Source organism: Halopseudomonas sp. (assembly GCF_038130085.1).
Classification (GTDB): domain Bacteria; phylum Pseudomonadota; class Gammaproteobacteria; order Pseudomonadales; family Pseudomonadaceae; genus Halopseudomonas.
Genome location: NZ_JAYPMU010000003.1, coordinates 210,588 through 230,545, shown reverse-complemented (window position 1 = coordinate 230,545; position 19,958 = coordinate 210,588). Strand labels below are relative to the sequence as shown.

Sequence of the window (19,958 nt, the reverse complement as noted above, 5' to 3'; positions counted from 1 at the left end):
AGCCGCGATGCCTACCCCGAGATGGCAGATTCGTGAGCGAGTCAGGCCTCGCCAACCAGTTCACGGACGTACTCGTCCGCGCCGGGGCCGGCTTGCACTTCGACTTCCCAGGCCTTGAGCGGCTGACCATCGGCCGACAGCACCTCGGCGCCGCGAATCGGCTCACCGGTGGCCTTTTCCAGCAGCAGCAGGCGATCGCCACGGCCGTTCGGCCGCCACTTCTCGCCCCATTGCATCAGGCCAATGATGATCGGATAGAGATCCAGCCCGGCGGGGGTCAGGCGGTATTCAAAGGAACGTCCGTCAGCAGCGGACGGGACTTTCTGCAGTACCCCAGCCTCGGTGAGCTTTTTCAACCGGGCGCTGAGCACACTGCTGGAGATGTCCAGCTGGCGCTGGAACGCATCGAAGGTGCGCATGCCGTGGAAGGCATTACGCAAAATAAGCAGCGACCACCATTCGCCGATGACCTCGGCGGTTTTTACAACACTGCAATCAATATGGCTGGTCGGCATGAATCTGTCCTGCGGTGGCTACCGCCCGACACAGCGTCGGGCGGTAATCCGGTTTACAGCATCGACACCAGACGGGCGCGAATGATGTCTTCGGCCTGCTTCATGATGCGCTCGATCAGGTCTTCACAGCTCGGGATGTCGTGGATCAGACCCGCGACCATACCGCAGGACCAGGCACCCAGATCCATTTCACCGTTCTGCATGATGCGCGGGTATACGCCGGCAACTTCGTCGATGATGTCAGCGAAGGTCAGCTTGTCGCCAAGCGCCTTCTCTTTCTCGACGATGCGAGCAACTGCAGCGTTGTTCAGCACGCGCTCGGTGTTACGCAGCGGACGCATGACCAGACGGGTGTCCAGCTCGGACGCAGCAACGATGGCCTGCTTAACGTTCTCGTGAACCGGCGCTTCCTTGGTAGCAATGAAACGAGTGCCCATGTTCATGCCTTCAGCGCCCAGCGCCATGGCAGATACCAGCGAACGACCGTCAGCCATACCGCCAGAGGCAACGAACGGGATGTCCAGCTCTTCGGCAGCGCGCGGCAGCAGAATCATGTTCGGGATGTCGTCTTCACCCGGGTGACCGCCACACTCGAAACCGTCAACGGAAACGGCGTCGCAGCCGATCGACTGGGCTTTCAGCGAGTGACGAACGGAGGTGCACTTGTGGATGACCTTGATGCCCGCGTCTTTCAGCAGCGGCATGTATTCCTGCGGGCTGCGGCCAGCAGTTTCAACGATCTTGACGCCGCCTTTGACGATGGCATCGATGTAGCCCGGGTAGTCAGGCGCGTTGACGGTCGGCAGGAAGGTCAGGTTGACGGCGAACGGCTTGTTGGTCAGTTCCCGGCACTTGGCGATTTCGTTGGCCAGATCCGCCGGCGTCTTCTGGGTCAGACCAGTGATGGTGCCCAGACCGCCAGCGTTGGAAACGGCAGCCGCCAGTTCGGCAAAACCAACCCAGTGCATACCGCCCTGGAGAATCGGGTGCTCAATGCCGAACAGTTCTGTAATACGTGTTTTCACTTTGTTTTCGCCTCTTGCTGGGAAATGACGGGTCGACCACGCCGACCAGTGATTTAGCTTCGGATCGAGAAGCTAAATCCTTCGCCACCAAAAAGCAAGGCGTCAGCCGCCCAACGGCAGGCAAAAATATCGATCCACAAACAGGATGAATAACGACTGCCCAGTCACTGCCCGAAACCGGAGTGCGCATGGCAATACATGCGCTGACGCTCGTCGCCCACACGGTTGCCGTTACCACAGCGCTGCCCCAGCCACGCCTTCGCCCCCTTGCGGCAGGTGCGATATTCAATGGAGCCTCGCCGATAGTTGCTACAGAAACTGGCGGTATCAATGATGCTGTTGCGGTAGGTATAGGAGGTTGGCCAACGGCTAACCCGACGCCGTGCATCCTCCCAGGTAACGGTCACCGTGCCCGAGCCATTCAGGCCGCGAGGGCGTGACGGTGCAGGCCGCGATGGTTGCGCCTGCGCGTACTCACGAACATGGCGCGACTCCATCACGTTGACGTCCCGGCGTGGTACATAGTTGTCATCACTGAAAGACGTTTGCCGACCACCCGACGAACTACCGGTTTGCCCCAACGCAATCGCACGAGCGGCGGCCAGGTCGGCCTCAGTGATAGGGGATTGATGCTCGCTGACTGGCTCGACGGGCTGCGGCGGCGTCAGAGCCGGCGCAGGCGACGCGGCCTGCTGCTGAATGGGCGCCCCCGCGTAAAAGCGCTCGCTCAACCGCTCAACCAGCTCGGGCTGGCTGGCGTAGAGCACCAGCACCGCCGCCACACCCCAGAAGCCCCAGCGAATCAGCCGGCCAGCCGACTCATCCGCCCTGCGCCGACGCCGCGGCCGCTCATCCCAATCTGCTCGCATACCACTCTCCCTGTGCGCTTGCGGCTCGTCCTGAGCCGCTATCTGCTCCGATTCTCACCATGCTATCGACACATGGCAAGGTGCAATCAGCCGACCCACCCAGACGTGAACGCGCGCAAACCGGCAGCAGCAATCAACCAGTAAACACCGGCCAGCGCTCGACGATCTCACCGCCACGCACCGCCAACAGGTCGCCAAACTGCAACAGCACCGCTTCACTTTGCGTGGGCCGCATGAACACCAGGTCATCCACCTGCAGGGCCACATCATCAGGCGCCAGCAGCACCTGCTGATTCGAGCTGGTGCCATACATTGCGCTTGGCGCCAGCCCCGCCGGCGAAACCGGCTCGGCCAGCCAGTTGCCGCCATAGATGAATAGCGCCCGCCGCCCGCGGCCACCAAGCCGGGACAGCACCTGCGGCAGCCAGCCGATACCCGGCAAGTTGAGCGTATTGACGCACTTGAGCACTGGCGTGGCGATAAACAGCGCCGGGAGGTGCGTGGCCAGGCTCGGTAGATCAAAGTGCGTGGGTTTGAGTAGGCCACTGCCGATTGCCAGCTCATTGCTCACCTGCTCCTGATCATGCAGCCGGTAGGTCGGGCTGCCTGCGGTGTTCAGGGTCAACGCGGGCTGACCGTCGGCGGCCAGGGCCTGCGCCCAGAGCTCAGGTGCTTCGCGCTGCACCTGATCCACCCGCGCCTGATAGGTCGCCATCGCCCCAGCGAGTAACCGCGCCGGTGCACCGAACAAGCGTGGCAGCATCGCCACGTGCGGCTCGTAGCCCATAAAACCGGTGAACACCAACTGCTGCGGATGCTCTGCAATCACACGCAACAGTTCGCGCAGCATCAGCACACCCGCCTCGCCTTCGGGAATGCCCCCGCGGTGCAGACCGACATCCAGCTCCAGATTCACGTTCAGTCGTATCCCGCGCCGCTGGGCCAACGCCAAATACTGCTGCAGTCGCTCCGGCGTATCGATCAGCCACTGCAACTGGCGCTGCGGATCAAACTCGCCTTGAAGCGCTTGATAGAAAAGCTCGGCCATCGCCACCGGCATCGGCTTGCCGAGCAGGATGTCCGCGTCCGGCCAGTGCTGCGCATCGAGATTGAGGAAGGGCTGATGAAAGGACATCAGCCGACGCGTGCCCGCACGCCTGGCGATGTAATCCAGCAGCGGAAACGACGGTAGCGACTTCTCCACCAGCCGCAGCGCCTTGCCTGCCTGCCTGGCAATGGCTACAGCCTGATCAATGTTGTGATCCAGCCGATCCAGATCGACGATCAGGCTTGGCCGCAACATCCCTTCCTTCTGCAATGCCGCCTGCAGCTGGCTGAAATAGGCGTCATGCGCACTCATGGCAGCACCAGCAGATTGCGCAAATGCTCATTGAGCATCCTCCCTTGCGGGTCCAGCCGCTCACGTACCCGCGCGGCGTCATCCCAACGTGGATACAGCTCGGCCAGCTGCGCCGCATCCAGCGAATGCAGCTTGCCCCAATGGGGCCGTCCGCCGTATTTCCAGAAAATCGGCTCGACCAGATCGAACAGCGGCCGGTAATCGCTACAGATATGTTGATGAATCGAGATGGAGGCGCTGTCGCGCCCGTAGAACGGCGACAGCCAGACGTCATCCGCTGCCACCGTGCGGTACTCCAGCGGGAACAGCGTGCGCAGCGAAGAGCGCTGCACCGTCGCGATCACCTCTTCCACGCACTCCAGCCCCCGCTCAAGCGGCAGCTCGTACTCCATTTCATTAAAGCGAGAGGCCCGCGGGCTAGGAAATATCTCGTGCGAGCGCCCCACTCGGCGCACCTCCGAGTGCAGCCCCGTCAGCAGCCGCTGCATCAACGCATCGGTGCCGCCGATGCCGTGGGCAATGCGCGAGGTGAGATCCAGCACCTTGTCGACCGGCAGATTAAAACGCGGTTTAGGGGTTGGCGCCTCAGTGGACTCATTCAGCACCTTCACCACCGCCCTGTCGGTGCGGAAGAAGGCCCAAAACTCGGCGTGGCGGTTGTCCCTCGCCAGTTGTTCAAAGCTGTCCAGTACCTCACGCAGAGGCAGCAGATATTCACGCTCGGCCAGCTGATAGCAGGGGCGGTTCTGCAGGGTGATACAGGTGATAACCCCCAACGCCCCAAGCGAAGTCGCACCAGCGTGCAACACGTCTGAATTGTGCTCAGCGTCGGCATCGATCACCTCGCCGCTCGGCGTAATCAGCCGTAAGGCACGCACCTGCGCCGAGAACGCCCCCAATCCCAGGCCAGTACCGTGGGTAGATGTGCCGCAGGCACCCGCCAGCGACTGGGCGTCAATATCACCCTGATTGATCAACCCCTGCCCCAGCGGCCACAGCAACGCCCCCAGCTGATGCAGCGGCGTACCCGCCATCGCAGTGGCCGTCAGCTGCTCGGCGTCGTGGGATACCAACCCGGTTAGATGGTCGAGGAAAACAAGATTCCCGGCAGTTTTACACAACGCGCTGAACGAATGCCCCGCACCGGTCACCCGCACCTCGCCGGCTGAATCCTGCAACAGCGCAACTAACTCGCCCTCGCTGCCCGGCCGCCACCAACGCGCGGGCACCGCCCGCTGCGACCCGGACCAGTTACGCCACACCCCCAGCGCACCCACAGACTCCGCCATACCGCCTCCTTGTCATTGGACCCGGCACACCGCCGAGGACGCAGTACACTGCCGCGTCGAACTGATCATTGCGCGAGACGGGGCATAGAACAAGGGCGCAAATGAGACAGAAGAAGGCGTATCGACCCGGAAGTGGCAGGCCAAGGGCGCAGGAGGCGATATCAAGCGAGGATATTCAGCGCAAAGAAAAAGGGCCTTAGCTTGCGCTAAGGCCCTTTCTGTATTTGGCGGAGAGAGGGATTATTCGGCGCGTTGCGCCTCACCCTTCGGGTCGTCGTCGCTGCGCTCCGACGTTCCGCGCCAGCGATGCTGGCTCCGGTCGAACCATTAGGGTTCTCGTCCGTCTTTGTCTTTTCACCGCACAAATGAAAAAGCCCCAGCTTGCGCTGGGGCTTTTTCATTTGTTTGGCGGAGAGAGAGGGATTCGAACCCTCGATACGCGATTAACGTATACACACTTTCCAGGCGTGCTCCTTCAGCCACTCGGACACCTCTCCGGATCTCGATTGCAAGTTACCCTGCTACCGAGGCGCGCTAATGTATCGAAACCCGGGCGCTTTGGCAAACCCTTTTTCTATTGTTTTCAACCACTCTGGGGGCGGGCGCTGGCAGACTCGCCAGTCATGAATTAGTTGGTAAACTGCCTGCTCTGTGCTGCGGCGCTGATGCCGCATGACTTTTTATGTGAGGACTTTCTGATGAGCGAGCTGGTCTCCTATCGTTTCGCTGATGGCATTGCCCACCTGAGCTTGGACAATGGCAAGGTCAACGCCCTGTCGCCCGATATGATCGCGGCGATCAACGCTGCGCTGGATCAGGCAGAACAGGACTGTGCCGTGGTGGTACTGAGCGGCAAGCCGGGCATTTTCTCCGGCGGCTATGATCTGAAAGTCATGACCTCCGGCCCGGACGCGGCCAAGGCGCTGGTTGCGTCTGGTTCGACCCTGTCACGCCGCATGCTGTCTCACCCGTTCCCGATCGTTGCCGTCTGCACTGGCCACGCAATTGCCAAGGGTGCATTCCTGCTGCTGTCGTCCGATTACCGCATCGGTGTTGAAGGCCCGTTCAAGATTGCCCTGAACGAAACCGCTATCGGCATGACCATGCACCACGCCGGTATCGAACTGGCCCGCGCTCGTCTGACCCCGGCTGCCTTTGGCCGCGCGGTGATCAACGCTGAAATGTTCGACCCGGCCGACGCCGTGCTTGCCGGCTTCCTCGACAAGGTGGTGCCAGCTGAAGAGCTGGAAGCCGCTGCCATGGCCAAGGCCAAGGAGCTGGCTGCACTGAACATGACGGCCTTCCGTCAGACCAAGGTAAAGAGCCGCAAGGCCTATCTGGAACTGCTGGACCAGTGCATCGAGCTGGACCGTCAGCACGACCTGAGCTGACACGCGCTGTAACCGCGGCAAGACTGCGCGGGGCGACGAGATGCAGTAGTCTGTGCCTCTCACCCTGCGGAGTCCTTCCATGGATTCAGTCACCCAGATCGTTCTTGGCGCCTCTATCCAGGGCGCAATGCTCGGCCGCTGGCAGGGCCGCAAGGCGCTGATCTACGGCGCGGCGCTGGCGACCGTCCCCGATCTGGATGTACTGATCGACTATGGCGACGCGGTCGCCGACATGACCTACCACCGCGGCTTCAGTCACTCTCTTTTCGTTCTCGCCGCGCTCGCAGCCGTACTCACCTGGCTGATACGCAAGCGCTGGCCAGACGCGGGCTACAGCGGCAAGCGCCTGTTCACGACCCTGGCCCTGGTGCTCTGCACCCATCCGCTACTCGACAGCTTTACGACCTACGGCACCCAGCTGTTATGGCCGCTGCCGATGCCGCCGATTGCGATTTCCAGCATTTTTATCATCGACCCGCTCTACACCCTGCCGCTGCTGCTGGCGATGCTGGTGGGGCTGGTAATTGGCCTGGGCCGCAGCGGCTTACGCTGGCAGTACGCCGGTCTGCTGCTCAGCTCGCTGTATCTCGGCAGTACCCTGATCGGCAAGCAGATGGCCGACAACCAGCTGCAGGCGGCCCTCGCGCAACAGGGCATTCAGCCGCAGGCGACCTTCAGCACGCCGACGCCATTCAATACCCTGCTCTGGCGGGTGATGGCAGTCGACGGCGACATCTATTACGAAGGGCTGGTGGGCTGGCTTGATCATGAGCCGCTTGAGCTGATCGCGCTACCGACTCGCGCCAGCGAGGCGCAGCAGGTGTTGGCCAACTCGCCACAGGATCAGCGGCTGCGCTGGTTTACCGGGAACCGTCTGCGTTACGACCTGATCGAGGGGCAATGGGTGGCAACCGATCTGCGTCTGGGCATGAGTGGCTACCATCCGTTCCGCTTTGCCTTGGCCAACGTCGACCCGAACAGCGGCGAGGCGCGGCTGATTGAGTACGTCGAGCAATGGCCCCAACGCCGGCCGGACATCGCCGCGCTGCGCCTGATGGCCGATCGCGCTCTGGACGCAAAAGTACCGCTGTCGATCGCCGAGCTATCGCAAACGCTAACGGAGCCCGAGCCCCATCAACAGCGGTGATGGCCGCACTGGCTGTCCTCAAGGGCGTCGAGTTTGCGATAATCGCCGCTTTTATTCGATAGAGAACCTGAAGATGTCCGGCCACTCGCCAACCACCAGCGCAGCCTCCAGTCGCCGTTTGGCGATGATCGCCGCCCTGATGGCGATTTTTACCACCATCTTCGCCAGTAACGTTCCGACTCCGCTGTACTCCGTCTGGCAGGTGAAGATGGGCTTTTCGTCCACCGCGCTGACCGCCGTATTCTCGATCTACGTCCTCGGTGTCGTGACCACCCTGCTGACCCTGGGCTCGCTGTCGGACAAGATCGGTCGCCGGCAAATGATGGTGCCCGGCCTGCTGTTCATCCTCGCCGGCGCCGTGATGTTCATCCTCGCCAGCGACATCTACGGCCTCGGTATCGCGCGGGTACTGACCGGCATCGGTACCGGCATCGTCACCGGCGCCTCGTCGGCGGCGCTGGTCGAACTGGAGCCGGACGGCAACTGGACCCGCGCCGCCACCCTGTCGGCCCTGTTTTTTACCCTTGGCGCCTTTGCTGGCCCGACCGTCAGTTCGTTGATGCTTGGTCTCGGCGATGCGGCGCTGACTTGGCCATTTGTGGTGACCCTGCTCCTTGGCGGGATGACCGTCGCACTGTTGCTGCTCGCGCCCTGGCCTGCCGATATCGGCCAACGCCACCCGGACTTTCGCTGGCGCGCCTGGCGGCCGACCACCATCAAAGTACCGCGCGAGATGCTTGGCGCCTTTATCTTTGCCGCTGCGGCGATCTGTCTGGCGTGGTCAACCGGGAGCCTGTATGCGTCACTCGGCCCGTCGCTGGCGACCAAACTGGTCGGTATCGACGATCGCACCAAAGCAGGCCTGTTCGCCGCCGGCTGGCAGTTGATGGCCGGGGTCAGCCAGTTTGCCTGCAAGCGTCAGCCGCTGGACCGTCTGCTGTTGGTCGGCCCAAGCACGCTGATTATTGGTCTGGGGGTCATGGCTGCGGCGGTGGTGTACAGCTCGCCCTGGATGTTTACCCTCGCCACGCTGGCCACCGCCAGCGGCGCCGGCGCCACCGGCGTAGTCGGCATCGCCTCGATCAGCAATACCGCACCGGCTGACCAACGTGGCGGGATCAACTCGGCGTTTTATCTGATGGCCTATCTGACCATGGCCTCGGTGGTGCTGGGCGTTGGCTTTGTCAGTGACATGATCGGCTTTGCACCGACCGTACTGGGTTTCACCAGCATCATTTCCTGCGCTGCACTGGCGCTGATGCTGGTAGCGCTGTGCAGCAAGCGCGTGTCGCTATGGTGATCAGGCGAGCAGCCACCAACGCCAGAGAAAGAACACCGCCATGCTGCCAAAGATGGTCAGCAGCAGATTGCGGCTGAAGGCAGCGATAAGTACAGCGACAATGCCACCGACCAGGTAGGCGTTATCCAGATTCAACTGCAAGCCGTTGCCGTCCGGCATGGCGACCGCAGGCACAATAATCGCCGTCAGCACCGCAACCGGCACGTAACCCAGCGCTTGCTCGACCAGCGGGCTGAAGCGCACCCGGTCTCCAACCGCGAACAGGGTGTAGCGAATGGCGAAGGTAATACTTGCCATGCCCAATAGCAGCAACACTTCAAACTGACTCACTGGCCACCTCCTTCGCTGACGTCGCAGCGCCCCAGCGCTCGGCCAGCAGGCCAGCGGTTACCCCGGCCAACGCAGCGAGCATCAAGCCCAGCTTCCACGGCAAGTCATAGGCAATCAGTGCCACCAACCCGGCAACCACTGCAGCCAGTAGCATCGGCCGCGTGCGCAGCAGCGGTGCGACGATCCCGGTGAAGGTCGCGACCATGGCAAAATCCAGCCCCCAGCCAGCCAGCCCAGGCAATGCACTGCCCAGCAGCGCGCCAATCAGGGTGCAGACCACCCAGTTGCTGTACATCGCGATGCAGGAGCCAAGGAAGTACCAGTGCTTGATCTCATCGGCCACGCTCTCATCCCGGTAGTAGCTGTAAACCACAGCAAAGCTCTCATCGGTCAGCCAGAATCCGAGCGGGATCTTCCAGCGCTGCGGCAGATGACCGACGTAGCGCATCAGGCTGGCGCTGTAGAGCATGTGCCGCAGGTTGACGATAAACGTGGTGAGCAACAGAACCACCAGCCCGGTGCCACTGGCGATCAGGCTGACAGCAATAAATTGGGATGAGCCGGCAAATACCAGCGCCGACATCAGCAGAGTCGCAGGTACGGAGAGGCCGCTGGCCACCGCCAGTGCGCCGAAGATGAGGCCGAACGGCATGGCGCCAATCAGCATGGGTACGGTATCGCGCGCGCCGCGCAGCAGCGCATTGGTTTTGGCAGACATGGGAAAGGGTAAACCGGGGCAGTGTCAAAACGGGTGAGTCTGAAGCCTATCCCGTCGGCCAGCGACGGGACAGATACAGCTACAGATCAACAAATCGCAAACTGTTCCGGTGGCTGATCACGCCAGAGCGATGTGCCGACTGATCAGCGCCCGCAGCGCCGCCGGCTTGACCGGCTTGGGCAGATACGACAGCCCGGCCAGCGAGATTTCGCTGAGAACGTCCTGCCGCCCGTCGGCACTGATCACCACGCCCGGCAGGTCACTGCCAAGACGCTCACGCAACCAAAGCATCAGTTGAGTACCGGTGTCCCCATCGTCGAGGTGATAGTCGACCAATACCAGTTCAGGCACAAAGCCCTGATCCAGCACCTGCTGCGCCTCCTGCCGGTCGCGCGCCACCGCCACGCGGCACTGCCAGCGCCCGAGCAGGCTCTGCATGCCAGCCAGAATGCTGCTCTCGTTATCAATGCACAGCACCGGCGCGCCCTCGAACTGTGGCGGCAGCTCAGGCTTGACTGCCCGGCTGCGCACCACCCGCGGGGTACTCGCCATCGGCACCGTGACACTGAACACGCTGCCGTGGCCCGGCCAGGAACGCACGCTCAGCTCATGACCGAGCACACGGCAGAGACCATCGGCAATCGCCAACCCGAGGCCCAGCCCCTTCTCGGCCTGGGTGCGGTGGCTATCCAGGCGTTGAAACTCTTCGAAGATCAGTTGCAACTTGTCATGCGGAATACCCGGGCCCTGGTCCCAAACCTCGATGCGCACCGCGTTGCGCAGGTGACGCACGCCAAGCACTACCCGCGCAGCGCTAGCGTAACGGAAGGCATTGGTCAGGAAGTTCTGCAGCACCCGACGCAGCAGGCGCATGTCGCTGCGCACCCGCAGTCGGCTGCTGTGGATGCGCAGATCAATCCCCTGCTCCGCCGCCAGGGCGCTGAATTCGATCCGCAACGGATCAAACAGCTCACCAAGGGCAAAGTCGCCCAACTCCGGAACAATCCGACCGGCCTCCAACCGCGAGATATCCAGCAGGTCGGAGATCAGCTCCTCGGCCGAGGCCAGCGAGCTGTCCAGGTGGCGCACCAGTTCTTCCACTTCAGGCGGCATATCGGACTGATGAGCAAGCGAGGCCGAGAACAACCGCGCGGCATTCAGCGGCTGCATCAGGTCGTGACTGACCGCCGTCAGGAAGCGGCTCTTCGACTGGCTGGCACGCTCGGTTTGCGCCTGCGCCTTCAACAACGCCTGGTTCAGCTGTGACAGTTCGCGAGTACGCTCATCGACCCGCCGCTCCAGACTCTCGTTGGCTTCCTGCAGCGCCTTTTCCGCCTCGCGGAATGCCGAGATATCGGTGAAGCTCATGACGAACCCGCCGCCGGGCATCGGGTTGCCGATGATCTCGATCACGCTGCCATCGGGGAACATCCGTTCGGAACGATGTGGCGTACCCTGCTGCATCCACGCGATCCGCTTGTCGACGTGCAACTGCGGATCGCCCGGCCCGCACAGCCCGCGCTGTGCGTTATGCAGGATGATGTCGGCAATCGGTCGACCGATCGCGATCAACCCTTCCGGATACTGGAACATTTCCAGATAACGGCGGTTCCAGGCCACCAGCCGCAGTGATTTGTCGACCACGCTGATGCCCTGGCTGATGTTCTCGATCGCCCCCTGCAGCAGACCGCGGTTGAACTGCAGCACCTCGGAGGCTTCGTCAACAATGCGAACCACGTCATCGAACTGCATATCGCGGCCTTCGATGGCCGCCTTCACCACCAGCCGCGCAGACGACGCCCCGAGCACCCCGGCAAGCAAACGTTCAGTCAGCGTAATCCAGCCCGAGTCTGCGATCTGACTGCCATGCAGGGGGATATTCTGACGCAGGGCATATTGTTCAAAGGCCGCATCGGCGCGGTCTTCACCGACAAAGCGCGATGCCAGCTCGAGCAAATCGTCGACCCGCACCCGCAACAGTACCTTGCCCGGGCCATCCACCCAGGGCTGGGCATCCTGACTGACAAAACGGCTGGCCTGCCAGTGCTCCAGCACCCGGGTGCGGCTAAACAACGAGCCCGCAACAAAAACCAGGAAGTTGCACACCAGCGATACCACGCTCGCCAGAGTCAGGGCATCGACTCCCCAGTCGGCCGCAGCACTGCGCACCGATTCGATAAACGGCAATTGTTCGGTATGCCAGTGCAACCCGGCGCCCACCAGCGGCAGCACCAGCAGATACAGCCACAGAGCAATACCCACCACCAGACCCGCCAGCACACCGGTGCGATTGGCCTGTTTCCAGAACAGTGCGCCGAACATCGCCGGCGCCAATTGGCCGATGGCCGCGAACGCCACCTGACCGATGCTGGCGAGGCTGGTTTCGCTCCCGATCAAACGATAAACCACGTAGGCCAGTAGCAGAATGATCAAAATGCTGGTGCGACGGACATTCAGCAACCAGCCGCGGAACTGCTCGTAGGAGTGTTCCTGACGCGCGCGGTTACGCAGCAGGATCGGCAGCACCACGTCGTTGGACACCATGGTGCTCAAGGCAATAGCCGCAACGATGACCATGCCCGACGCCGCCGAGGCGCCGCCCAAAAACGCCGCCATGGCCAGCACCGGGTTGCCCTGCAACAGCGGCAGACTGATCACATACGAGTCCGGTGACATGCCGCCGCCAAGCAGCATCTGCCCGGCCAGCGCAATCGGCACCACAAACAGGCCGGCCAGTAGCAGATACACGGGGAACACCCAACGCGCCAGACGCAGGTCACCCGGTTCGCTGTTTTCCACTACCGCGACCTGAAACTGCCGCGGCAGGCAAATGAACGCGAGAATTGCGATGGAGGTCTGCAGCAACAGGCCGATAACCGGGGTCTCCTGCTGCCAATAGCCCTCCAGCACCACGCTGTTCTGGGCTTGGGTAAACAAGTCCGCGGCGCCCCCAAACAGACCAAACACGACGAACAGGCCAACCGCCAAGAACGCCAACAGCTTTACCAGCGCCTCAAAGGCAATCGCCAGCATCATGCCGCGGTGATGCTCGGTCACATCCAGGCTGCGCGTGCCAAACAGAACGGTAAACAGGGCCAGCACCAGGGTCACCGCCAGCGCCGTGTCTTCCGCGCCAAAGGCCGCGACCGCACCGGGCGCGTCGACGGGCGCGGCGCTGAGCAGGCTGTAGCCAAGTACGATGCCCTTAAGCTGCAGCGCAATATACGGCAGCACGCTGACCAGACAGAGCAATGAAACAACGACACCGAGGCTCTGCGACTTGCCGTAGCGCGAAGCAATAAAGTCGGCGATGGAGGTAATGTTTTCCTGCTTGCTGATGGCGATCATGCGTGCGTACAAACGCCAGCCGAACAGGAACAACAGCAAGGGGCCAAGGTAGATGGGCAAGAAGCCCCAGAGCTGATTGGTCGCCATACCAACCGAGCCGAAGAAGGTCCAGCTGGTACACCAGACCGAGAGCGAAAGACTGTAAACCCAGACCCGCAGACGTGGCTTCAGCACGCTCGCGTTGCGATCACCCCAGAAGGCGATGACAAACAGCAATGCCATGTAGAGCAGAAATATGAAGGCTACCAGCCCACCGGAAAGCATCATGAGGCGCGTTCAACCCGCAACAGTGTCACAACCTGCAGTCTGGCAGTGCCGCGGGGCTTTGCCCAGCCGACTTCCGTCGTAGCCGGCAAGCCCGGAGTTACTAGTTGGTCAGTTCCATCTGCTGCAGCACCAGCGCCGCCTGGGTGCGAGTACGCACGTTCAGCTTGCGGAAAATCGCGGTGACATGCGCCTTAACGGTCGCCTCGGACACATCCAGCTCATAGGCGATCTGCTTGTTCAGCAAGCCATCGCAGACCATGGTCAACACGCGGAACTGCTGCGGCGTCAGGCTGGCAACGCGCTCGCTGATCTGCTGCTGTTCGGTACTCATGCCGGGCGGGTTATCGATCCCGGCAGGCCAGCAGATGCCGCCATCAAGCACCGCCTGCACTGCGGTTTGAATGTCCTCCAGACTGGCGGACTTGGGAATGAAGCCGCTGGCACCGAAATCCCGTGCGCGTCGGGCGATGGTCGGTTCTTCCTGAGCAGAAATCAGAATGACGGGGATTTGCGGGTATTGGCCACGCATTTGTGCCAAACCGGAGAAGCCATAGGCGCCGGGCATGTTCAGGTCCAGCAGAACCAGATCCCAGTCTGCCCTGTCGGCCAGACATTGCTGCAGCTCGTCGATACTGCCCACTTCGCTAAGGGTAATGGTGTCGCCGAGACCGTCACGCAAGGCTTGGCGCAGCGCACTGCGAAACAACGGATGATCGTCGGCAATCAAGATGTCATAGGTCAGACCCATGCGAGGTGTCCTGGCAGTTATTTTTTGTTATCGGCGGAGACAAGCAGGCTGAGACTGCCAGCCGGACGCGCCCCAGTCAATGGCATGTTGTACCGGTACAGTCCGTGCGAGCAGCTGTATCTGGCAAATGCCTGTCGCAAGCGCAGATAATGCGCGTTTTGCCTGCCGAGCCTGCCTTGATGAACCTGCGCCACTACCGTGCCGATGTACTGATGTTGATTACCGCCCTGATCTGGGGAAGCACCTTTGTGGCGCAACGTCTGGGGATGGATCACATCGGTCCGTTTCTGTACACCGGCCTGCGCTTTTTGCTTGGCGCCATAACGGTCATGCCACTGATCTGGCTGCTGCGCAAACCTGCCAAACGCGACGCGCAACCGCGCATGAGTAAAGCGATGCTGCTTGGCAGCATTGCACTTGGCGCGGTGCTGACTATGGGTATCAACCTGCAACAGATTGGCCTGATGTTCACTACCGTGACCAACTCGGGGTTCATCACTGGCCTCTACGTCATTCTGGTGCCGGTGTTTGGCCTGTTTATCGGCATGCGCACCCATCGCGGCACGTGGGCCGGGGCCGTCATGGCGCTGGTGGGTATGGTGTTGCTGAGCGTAACCGCCGACTTCACCGTAGCCCCCGGTGACTGGCTGCAACTGGTTGGCGCCTGCTTCTGGGCGGTGCATGTTCTGCTGGTTGGCGCGCTGGCCAGCCGCTACGACCCGATCCTGGTCTCGTTCGTCCAGTTTCTGGTCTGCGCCGTGGTCAGCCTGACCCTGGCACTGATCTTCGAGCCCATTAGCCTGATCGCCATTCAGCAGGCGCTGCCGGCGATTCTGTATGGCGGCATTCTCGCAGTGGGCGTTGCATTCACCCTGCAGGTCGTCGCCCAGAAGGATGCGATCACATCCCACGCGGCGATTATTCTCAGCCTGGAAGCGGTGTTCGCAGCGCTCGCCGGCTGGCTGATCCTCGGCGAAACCCTGACACCGCGCGGCCTGCTTGGCTGTGCATTGATGCTGGCCGGTATGCTCACCGCACAGCTGGTACCCATCTACCTGGATCGGCGCAAGCAGGCCACTGTTGCAGTGCAGCAGGAGCCCGCCGGCCATCACTGAGGCCGACGCCGACAGGAATCCATATAGCCCTGGCTGAACAGTTCGAAATAGTCGTCGAGCTGTTCAGCCGCGCGCTCCTCACCCGCCAGCGCCAGGCATGCCGCAGCCACCTCCACGGTACACAGGTGGTCGTCCCGGCTGGAGCGCCGCAGGCGGTAACGCGAGAGTCTTTCGGTGTGCAGGCTGAGCAAGGGCAAGCTGGCCAGGTACGGGCTTTTGCGAAACATCTTGCGCGCCTGCGTCCAGGTCGCATCGAGAATAATCAGTAGCGGACGCCGCCCTGCCTCCGGCTCCACCACGCGATGTACCGGTTGATCCGGCAACGCGTATTCCCCGGGAAACACCACATAAGGCTGGTAACGCGGATTCTCCAGCAACGCGAGCAACTCTGGGTCGACTTCGGTGCGAGCCCAGACAAAGGCGCGGGTATCAGGCAGACAGTCGGCAATCAGCCTTCCGGTGTTGGTCGGCTTGAGCGGCTCATAGGCGTGCATGATCAGACAGAAGCTGACCCCACAGTCCAGCGTTGGCCGCTGAGCACAGATACACGCCCAACGCGCCAGCTGACAACCGGGGCAGCGCTGCACACGGGCACCGCGCGCCTTGAACGGCCGAGTGGACCGCGCCACCGCCTCTTCACGCAAGCGGTTAACCGCATGGCCGGGCTTATCCGACATACCTCAACTCCTCAGGCTAGACAGGTGCAGCACCACAATGCCAGCATTCTACTCGATTCACTGCTGACGAATGACGCTATAACAGTGTGTCGCCCGCTGCGAACCAGTTGCCCGGGTCGTGGTCTGAAAGGGAAGTCGCAGCACCAAGATGATCTGATCTGGAGAGACACAATGCGCTGGTTACCCCTGCTTCTCGCCGCCAGCATGGCGGCTCCGATTCAAGCAGCCTCCCTGCGTGATATTCGCCTGACGGAGACCCTGCAACAGGTCGCCGCCCAGAGCAGCGAAAACACCCCGCGAGAAATTAACAGCAACATCACCGACCTCGGCTTTAGTGCCAAGGGCGACGAGTTGATCAACCGCCTGGCCGTCAATCCCGACTACGCGCAGCGCATGCAGGAAGACCCGCTGCTGATCCGCAGCCAGTTGCAATCGAGCGTCTGCACCGATCTGCGTTTCCGCCGCCTGCTGGACATGGGCGCAACCCTGACCTATCACTTTGTGCTCAAGGAAAGCGCCCAGCCTGTGCTGACGCAGAGCTTCATCGCCGATCACTGCCAGACCCTCTGAGGCGCCCGCCTAATGCAAGAAAACGATCCGGCAGACTACCTCAGCCGCCATTGGCAGACCGGCAGCAGCGCTATCCCCGTCAAGGTTGATGAGCTGATTCAGCTTTGCGCCGCTGACAGCGAAAACGCCTCGCTGTACCGTGACATGCTGCTGGACGTAATCCGCATGGCCCAGGCTGACCGCAACCGCTGGGACGCCAAGATCATGCTGCACACCATTCGCGAAATGGAGCAGGCCTTTTCGCGAATGGAGATATTCAAGCGCCGCCGCAAGGTAACCGTCTTCGGCTCAGCGCGGACGCCGCCCGACCATCCACTGTACGACCTGGCTCGCGCGATGGGTGCCGAACTCGCAGCCAACGATTACATGGCGATCACTGGCGCCGGCGGCGGCATCATGACCGCTACCCACGAGGGCGCCGGCCTGGATCACAGCCTGGGCTTCAACATCACCTTGCCGTTCGAGCAGCGCTCCAACAGCGTAGTGCACGACACCAGCCACGATCTGTCCTTCGGTTTTTTCTTCCTGCGCAAGTTGTTCTTCATTAAAGAAGCCGACGCACTGATCCTTTGCCCCGGTGGCTTCGGAACCCTTGATGAAGCGCTGGAGGTACTCACACTGGTGCAAACGGGCAAGAGCCCGATGGTGCCGATCATCCTGCTTGATCAACCCGATGGTCAGTACTGGCAGGCCTTCCTGCAGTTCTTGCGCAGCCAACTGGCAGACAATCACTACATCAAACCGGACGACATCAATCTGCTTACACCTTGCGCGTCACCCGCTCAGGCCATGCAGGTAGTGCTGGATTTCTACAGCAATTACCACTCGTCCCGGCGCGTGGGCGAACAGTTCATGTTGCGCTTGAATCAGCCACTAAACGAACAGGCTCTGGCGCAGCTGGACGCCCGTTTTGGACATATCTGCAGGTCAGGGGGATTTGTGCAGCAAGGCGTGTGTGAGATGGAACAGGATGAACCCGAACTGGGTTCGTTGACGCGTCTGTGCTTTGACTTCAATGAACGGGATCAGGGCAGCCTGCGGGCCTTGATCGACTTCATCAATCGACCTGAAAACCACCAAACCCGCGGTACTGCATAAAGCGCAGCTGCTTGCCGCGCTCAGCAGCATCACTGGCCCTGCCTTCAGGAAAACGCTTGTTGAATACACGCTGAGCTAGCGCTGACCAGTCTTGGTCAAACTCGGCTAACGTGCGCTCCACCAGCGAATCTGACACCCCGCGCTGGCGTAGTTCTTCCTTCAACCGGGCGGGCCCGTAACCGCGCTGGCTACGGGCATACAGGTAGGCTTCACAAAAACGCGCATCACTGAGCAAACCGTCTTCGACCAGGCGATCCAGCTCAATCTCCGCTGCATCAGTCGACGCGCCGCGCTGACGCAGCTTACCCAACAATTCACTGTAACTGTGCTCGCGCCGCGCCAGTAGATCCATTGCCGAGCGGCGAATTGCCGCCGGGCTGTCCAGCGCGTTACGCGAGCGCATCACGCTCCGCTCTTAGCCTTCCAGCTCTGCATCAGCCTCGGCTTCTGCCTTGGCCTTGCCCGGCTTGGCCAGCAGCTGATCACGGATAGCCTTCTCGATCTCATCGGCTACCTGCTGGTTATCCTGCAGGAACTTGGCCGCGTTGGCTTTGCCCTGTCCGATCTTGTTGCCCTGATAGCTGTACCAGGCACCGGATTTCTCGACCAGACCGATCTGTACGCCCAAATCGATGATCTCGGCATTGTGGTAGATACCGGTGCCGTACAGGATCTGGAATTCAGCCTGACGGAACGGCGGAGCTACCTTGTTCTTCACGACCTTGACGCGGGTTTCGCTGCCGACCACCTCGTCGCCATCCTTCACTGCGCCGGTGCGGCGGATGTCCAGACGAACAGAGGAGTAGAACTTCAGCGCGTTACCGCCGGTGGTGGTTTCCGGATTACCAAACATCACACCGATCTTCATGCGGATCTGGTTGATGAAGATCACCAGGCAGTTGGCGTTCTTGATGTTACCGGTGATCTTGCGCAGCGCCTGCGACATCAGACGAGCCTGCACACCGACGTGGTGATCACCCATCTCGCCTTCGATCTCGGCCTTGGGCACCAGTGCGGCCACAGAGTCGACAATGATCACGTCCACCGCGTTGGAGCGCACCAGCATGTCGGTGATCTCCAGCGCCTGCTCACCAGTATCGGGCTGCGACACCAGCAGGTCATCCACGTTGACGCCCAGCTTACCGGCGTACTCGGGGTCGAGTGCGTGCTCGGCATCGACGAAGGCGCAGGTTGCACCTTGCTTCTGCGCTTGCGCGATGACCGACAGGGTCAGAGTAGTTTTACCGGAGGACTCCGGTCCGTAGATTTCAACGATACGGCCCTTGGGCAGGCCGCCGATACCGAGGGCGATATCCAGACCGAGCGAGCCGGTGGAGATGGCCGGGATGGCCTGACGCTCGTGATCGCCCATGCGCATCACCGCGCCCTTGCCAAACTGACGTTCAATCTGGCTCAAGGCCGCCGACAGCGCCTTCTTTTTGTTCTCGTCCATTTCGCATCCTCTTGGCTTGGGGCGGGCACCGAAGCGACCAACCGATCAACTACTGTATATTTGGTCAGTATTATTCCACAGAAAAAATGACCCGCCTACCCCCGATTTAATTCAGACTGACAACCGGTTCGCAGCCTGCTTCTGCGCTTCTTTTACCAGCCGCTCAAGTGCGTGCAAAACAGTCTGGGCACGCACCTCTCGGCGCCCCCCCTGAAAACGCTTGCACTCAGTGACTACGCTGCCATCCTCCAGCGCCCAGCCAAACCACACAGTGCCCACCGGTTTGTCGGCGCTGCCTCCATCAGGCCCGGCAACCCCGCTGACGGCAACAGCCATCTGCGCTTGCGCCGCATCCCGTGCGCCCTTGGCCATCGCCTGAACGACCGGTTCGCTGACAGCCCCGTGCGCCTCAAGGTCTGAAGACTCAACCCCCAGCCAACGGCTTTTGCTGGCGTTGGCGTAGGTAACAAAGCCGGTTTCAAACCAGCGCGAACTGCCGGCAATCCGGGTGACGGCCTCAGCGATACCCCCACCGGTACAGGACTCGGCAGTGGTCACCTTGAAGCCAAGCTCATCCAGTACCCGGCCCAGCCGTGCAGCGGCGGAGTCAATCAACGGGTCATAGTGCGACATGCGGTACTCCTGTACAGGGTGAAATCAGGCCACAGCATGCCAGTTGGCAGGCCCGCTGCGAATACCCCTGCGACCACGTTCAAGCGCACAGGGTTCACCGCGCGC

Annotated in this window: 19 protein-coding genes and 1 tRNA gene; 6 read left to right on the top strand and 14 right to left on the bottom strand. The window is 61.5% G+C overall.

The window, feature by feature from the left end; genetic code table 11:
* Positions 1-41: 41 nt before the first annotated feature.
* The 6 genes from AAFM31_RS04100 to AAFM31_RS04075 form a co-directional block, all read right to left on the bottom strand.
* Positions 42-515 (bottom strand): helix-turn-helix domain-containing protein, encoded by a 474-nt coding sequence (locus AAFM31_RS04100; protein ID WP_341706634.1) that lies wholly within the window; start codon positions 513-515, stop codon positions 42-44.
* Positions 516-568: 53 nt separating this feature from the next.
* Positions 569-1,540: a nitronate monooxygenase family protein gene (locus AAFM31_RS04095; RefSeq protein ID WP_341706633.1), complete on the bottom strand. Its 972-nt coding sequence runs from the start codon at positions 1,538-1,540 to the stop codon at positions 569-571.
* A 164-nt stretch (positions 1,541-1,704) separates the two neighbouring features.
* Positions 1,705-2,409, bottom strand: coding sequence for a hypothetical protein (locus tag AAFM31_RS04090; RefSeq protein ID WP_341706632.1), 705 nt, complete (start codon positions 2,407-2,409; stop codon positions 1,705-1,707).
* Positions 2,410-2,542: 133 nt separating this feature from the next.
* Complete coding sequence (locus tag AAFM31_RS04085) at positions 2,543-3,769, bottom strand: alanine racemase (protein ID WP_341706631.1); 1,227 nt, start codon at positions 3,767-3,769, stop codon at positions 2,543-2,545.
* On the bottom strand, positions 3,766-5,058 hold the full coding sequence (locus tag AAFM31_RS04080; RefSeq protein ID WP_341706630.1) for a D-arabinono-1,4-lactone oxidase: 1,293 nt from the start codon (positions 5,056-5,058) through the stop codon (positions 3,766-3,768). Before AAFM31_RS04080 ends, AAFM31_RS04085 begins: the two co-directional genes overlap by 4 nt.
* 406 nt (positions 5,059-5,464) lie before the next feature.
* Positions 5,465-5,555, bottom strand: a tRNA-Ser gene (locus AAFM31_RS04075).
* 201 nt (positions 5,556-5,756) lie between these two features.
* Between AAFM31_RS04075 and AAFM31_RS04070 the strand changes: the two genes are divergently transcribed.
* The 3 genes from AAFM31_RS04070 to AAFM31_RS04060 all read left to right on the top strand — a co-directional run bounded on the left by AAFM31_RS04070 (position 5,757) and on the right by AAFM31_RS04060 (position 8,896).
* Positions 5,757-6,449, top strand: a complete 693-nt coding sequence (locus AAFM31_RS04070; protein WP_341706629.1) for a crotonase/enoyl-CoA hydratase family protein — start codon at positions 5,757-5,759, stop codon at positions 6,447-6,449.
* Between the two features lie 79 nt (positions 6,450-6,528).
* Positions 6,529-7,596, top strand: a complete 1,068-nt coding sequence (locus tag AAFM31_RS04065; RefSeq protein ID WP_341706628.1) for a metal-dependent hydrolase — start codon at positions 6,529-6,531, stop codon at positions 7,594-7,596.
* A gap of 73 nt (positions 7,597-7,669) precedes the next feature.
* Positions 7,670-8,896 carry an MFS transporter gene (locus tag AAFM31_RS04060; RefSeq protein ID WP_341706627.1) on the top strand — a complete coding sequence of 409 codons (1,227 nt, stop codon included), beginning with the start codon at positions 7,670-7,672 and terminating at the stop codon, positions 8,894-8,896.
* On the opposite strand, the gene AAFM31_RS04055 is transcribed toward AAFM31_RS04060, so the two are convergent.
* The 4 genes from AAFM31_RS04055 to AAFM31_RS04040 form a co-directional block, all read right to left on the bottom strand.
* Entirely contained in the window at positions 8,897-9,226 is a 330-nt protein-coding gene (locus AAFM31_RS04055) for an AzlD domain-containing protein (protein WP_341706626.1), read from the bottom strand.
* Positions 9,213-9,944: an AzlC family ABC transporter permease gene (locus AAFM31_RS04050; RefSeq protein WP_341706625.1), complete on the bottom strand. Its 732-nt coding sequence runs from the start codon at positions 9,942-9,944 to the stop codon at positions 9,213-9,215. Before AAFM31_RS04050 ends, AAFM31_RS04055 begins: the two co-directional genes overlap by 14 nt.
* 117 nt (positions 9,945-10,061) lie before the next feature.
* The gene (locus tag AAFM31_RS04045) at positions 10,062-13,559 is read right to left on the bottom strand and encodes a PAS domain-containing hybrid sensor histidine kinase/response regulator (RefSeq protein ID WP_341706624.1); all 3,498 of its coding nucleotides are present in this window, start codon (positions 13,557-13,559) and stop codon (positions 10,062-10,064) included.
* Positions 13,560-13,659: 100 nt separating this feature from the next.
* Entirely contained in the window at positions 13,660-14,307 is a 648-nt protein-coding gene (locus AAFM31_RS04040; protein WP_341706623.1) for a response regulator transcription factor, read from the bottom strand.
* A gap of 149 nt (positions 14,308-14,456) precedes the next feature.
* On the opposite strand from AAFM31_RS04040, the gene AAFM31_RS04035 reads away from it, so the two are divergent.
* Entirely contained in the window at positions 14,457-15,422 is a 966-nt protein-coding gene (locus tag AAFM31_RS04035) for a DMT family transporter (protein WP_341706622.1), read from the top strand.
* Here AAFM31_RS04035 and AAFM31_RS04030 read toward each other — a convergent pair.
* Positions 15,416-16,099, bottom strand: a complete 684-nt coding sequence (locus tag AAFM31_RS04030; protein ID WP_341706621.1) for a tRNA-uridine aminocarboxypropyltransferase — start codon at positions 16,097-16,099, stop codon at positions 15,416-15,418. The genes AAFM31_RS04035 and AAFM31_RS04030 overlap by 7 nt on opposite strands.
* A 171-nt stretch (positions 16,100-16,270) precedes the next feature.
* On the opposite strand from AAFM31_RS04030, the gene AAFM31_RS04025 reads away from it, so the two are divergent.
* Positions 16,271-16,669, top strand: a complete 399-nt coding sequence (locus AAFM31_RS04025; RefSeq protein WP_341706620.1) for a PA3611 family quorum-sensing-regulated virulence factor — start codon at positions 16,271-16,273, stop codon at positions 16,667-16,669.
* A 12-nt stretch (positions 16,670-16,681) separates the two neighbouring features.
* Positions 16,682-17,767: an LOG family protein gene (locus tag AAFM31_RS04020; protein WP_341706619.1), complete on the top strand. Its 1,086-nt coding sequence runs from the start codon at positions 16,682-16,684 to the stop codon at positions 17,765-17,767.
* On the opposite strand, the gene AAFM31_RS04015 is transcribed toward AAFM31_RS04020, so the two are convergent.
* The 3 genes from AAFM31_RS04015 to AAFM31_RS04005 all read right to left on the bottom strand — a co-directional run bounded on the left by AAFM31_RS04015 (position 17,727) and on the right by AAFM31_RS04005 (position 19,853).
* Positions 17,727-18,170, bottom strand: coding sequence for a regulatory protein RecX (locus AAFM31_RS04015; protein WP_341706618.1), 444 nt, complete (start codon positions 18,168-18,170; stop codon positions 17,727-17,729). The genes AAFM31_RS04020 and AAFM31_RS04015 overlap by 41 nt on opposite strands.
* A gap of 12 nt (positions 18,171-18,182) precedes the next feature.
* Positions 18,183-19,220, bottom strand: coding sequence for a recombinase RecA (gene recA / locus AAFM31_RS04010; protein WP_341706617.1), 1,038 nt, complete (start codon positions 19,218-19,220; stop codon positions 18,183-18,185).
* Positions 19,221-19,331: 111 nt separating this feature from the next.
* Positions 19,332-19,853, bottom strand: coding sequence for a CinA family protein (locus AAFM31_RS04005; protein WP_341706616.1), 522 nt, complete (start codon positions 19,851-19,853; stop codon positions 19,332-19,334).
* Positions 19,854-19,958 lie beyond the last annotated feature (105 nt).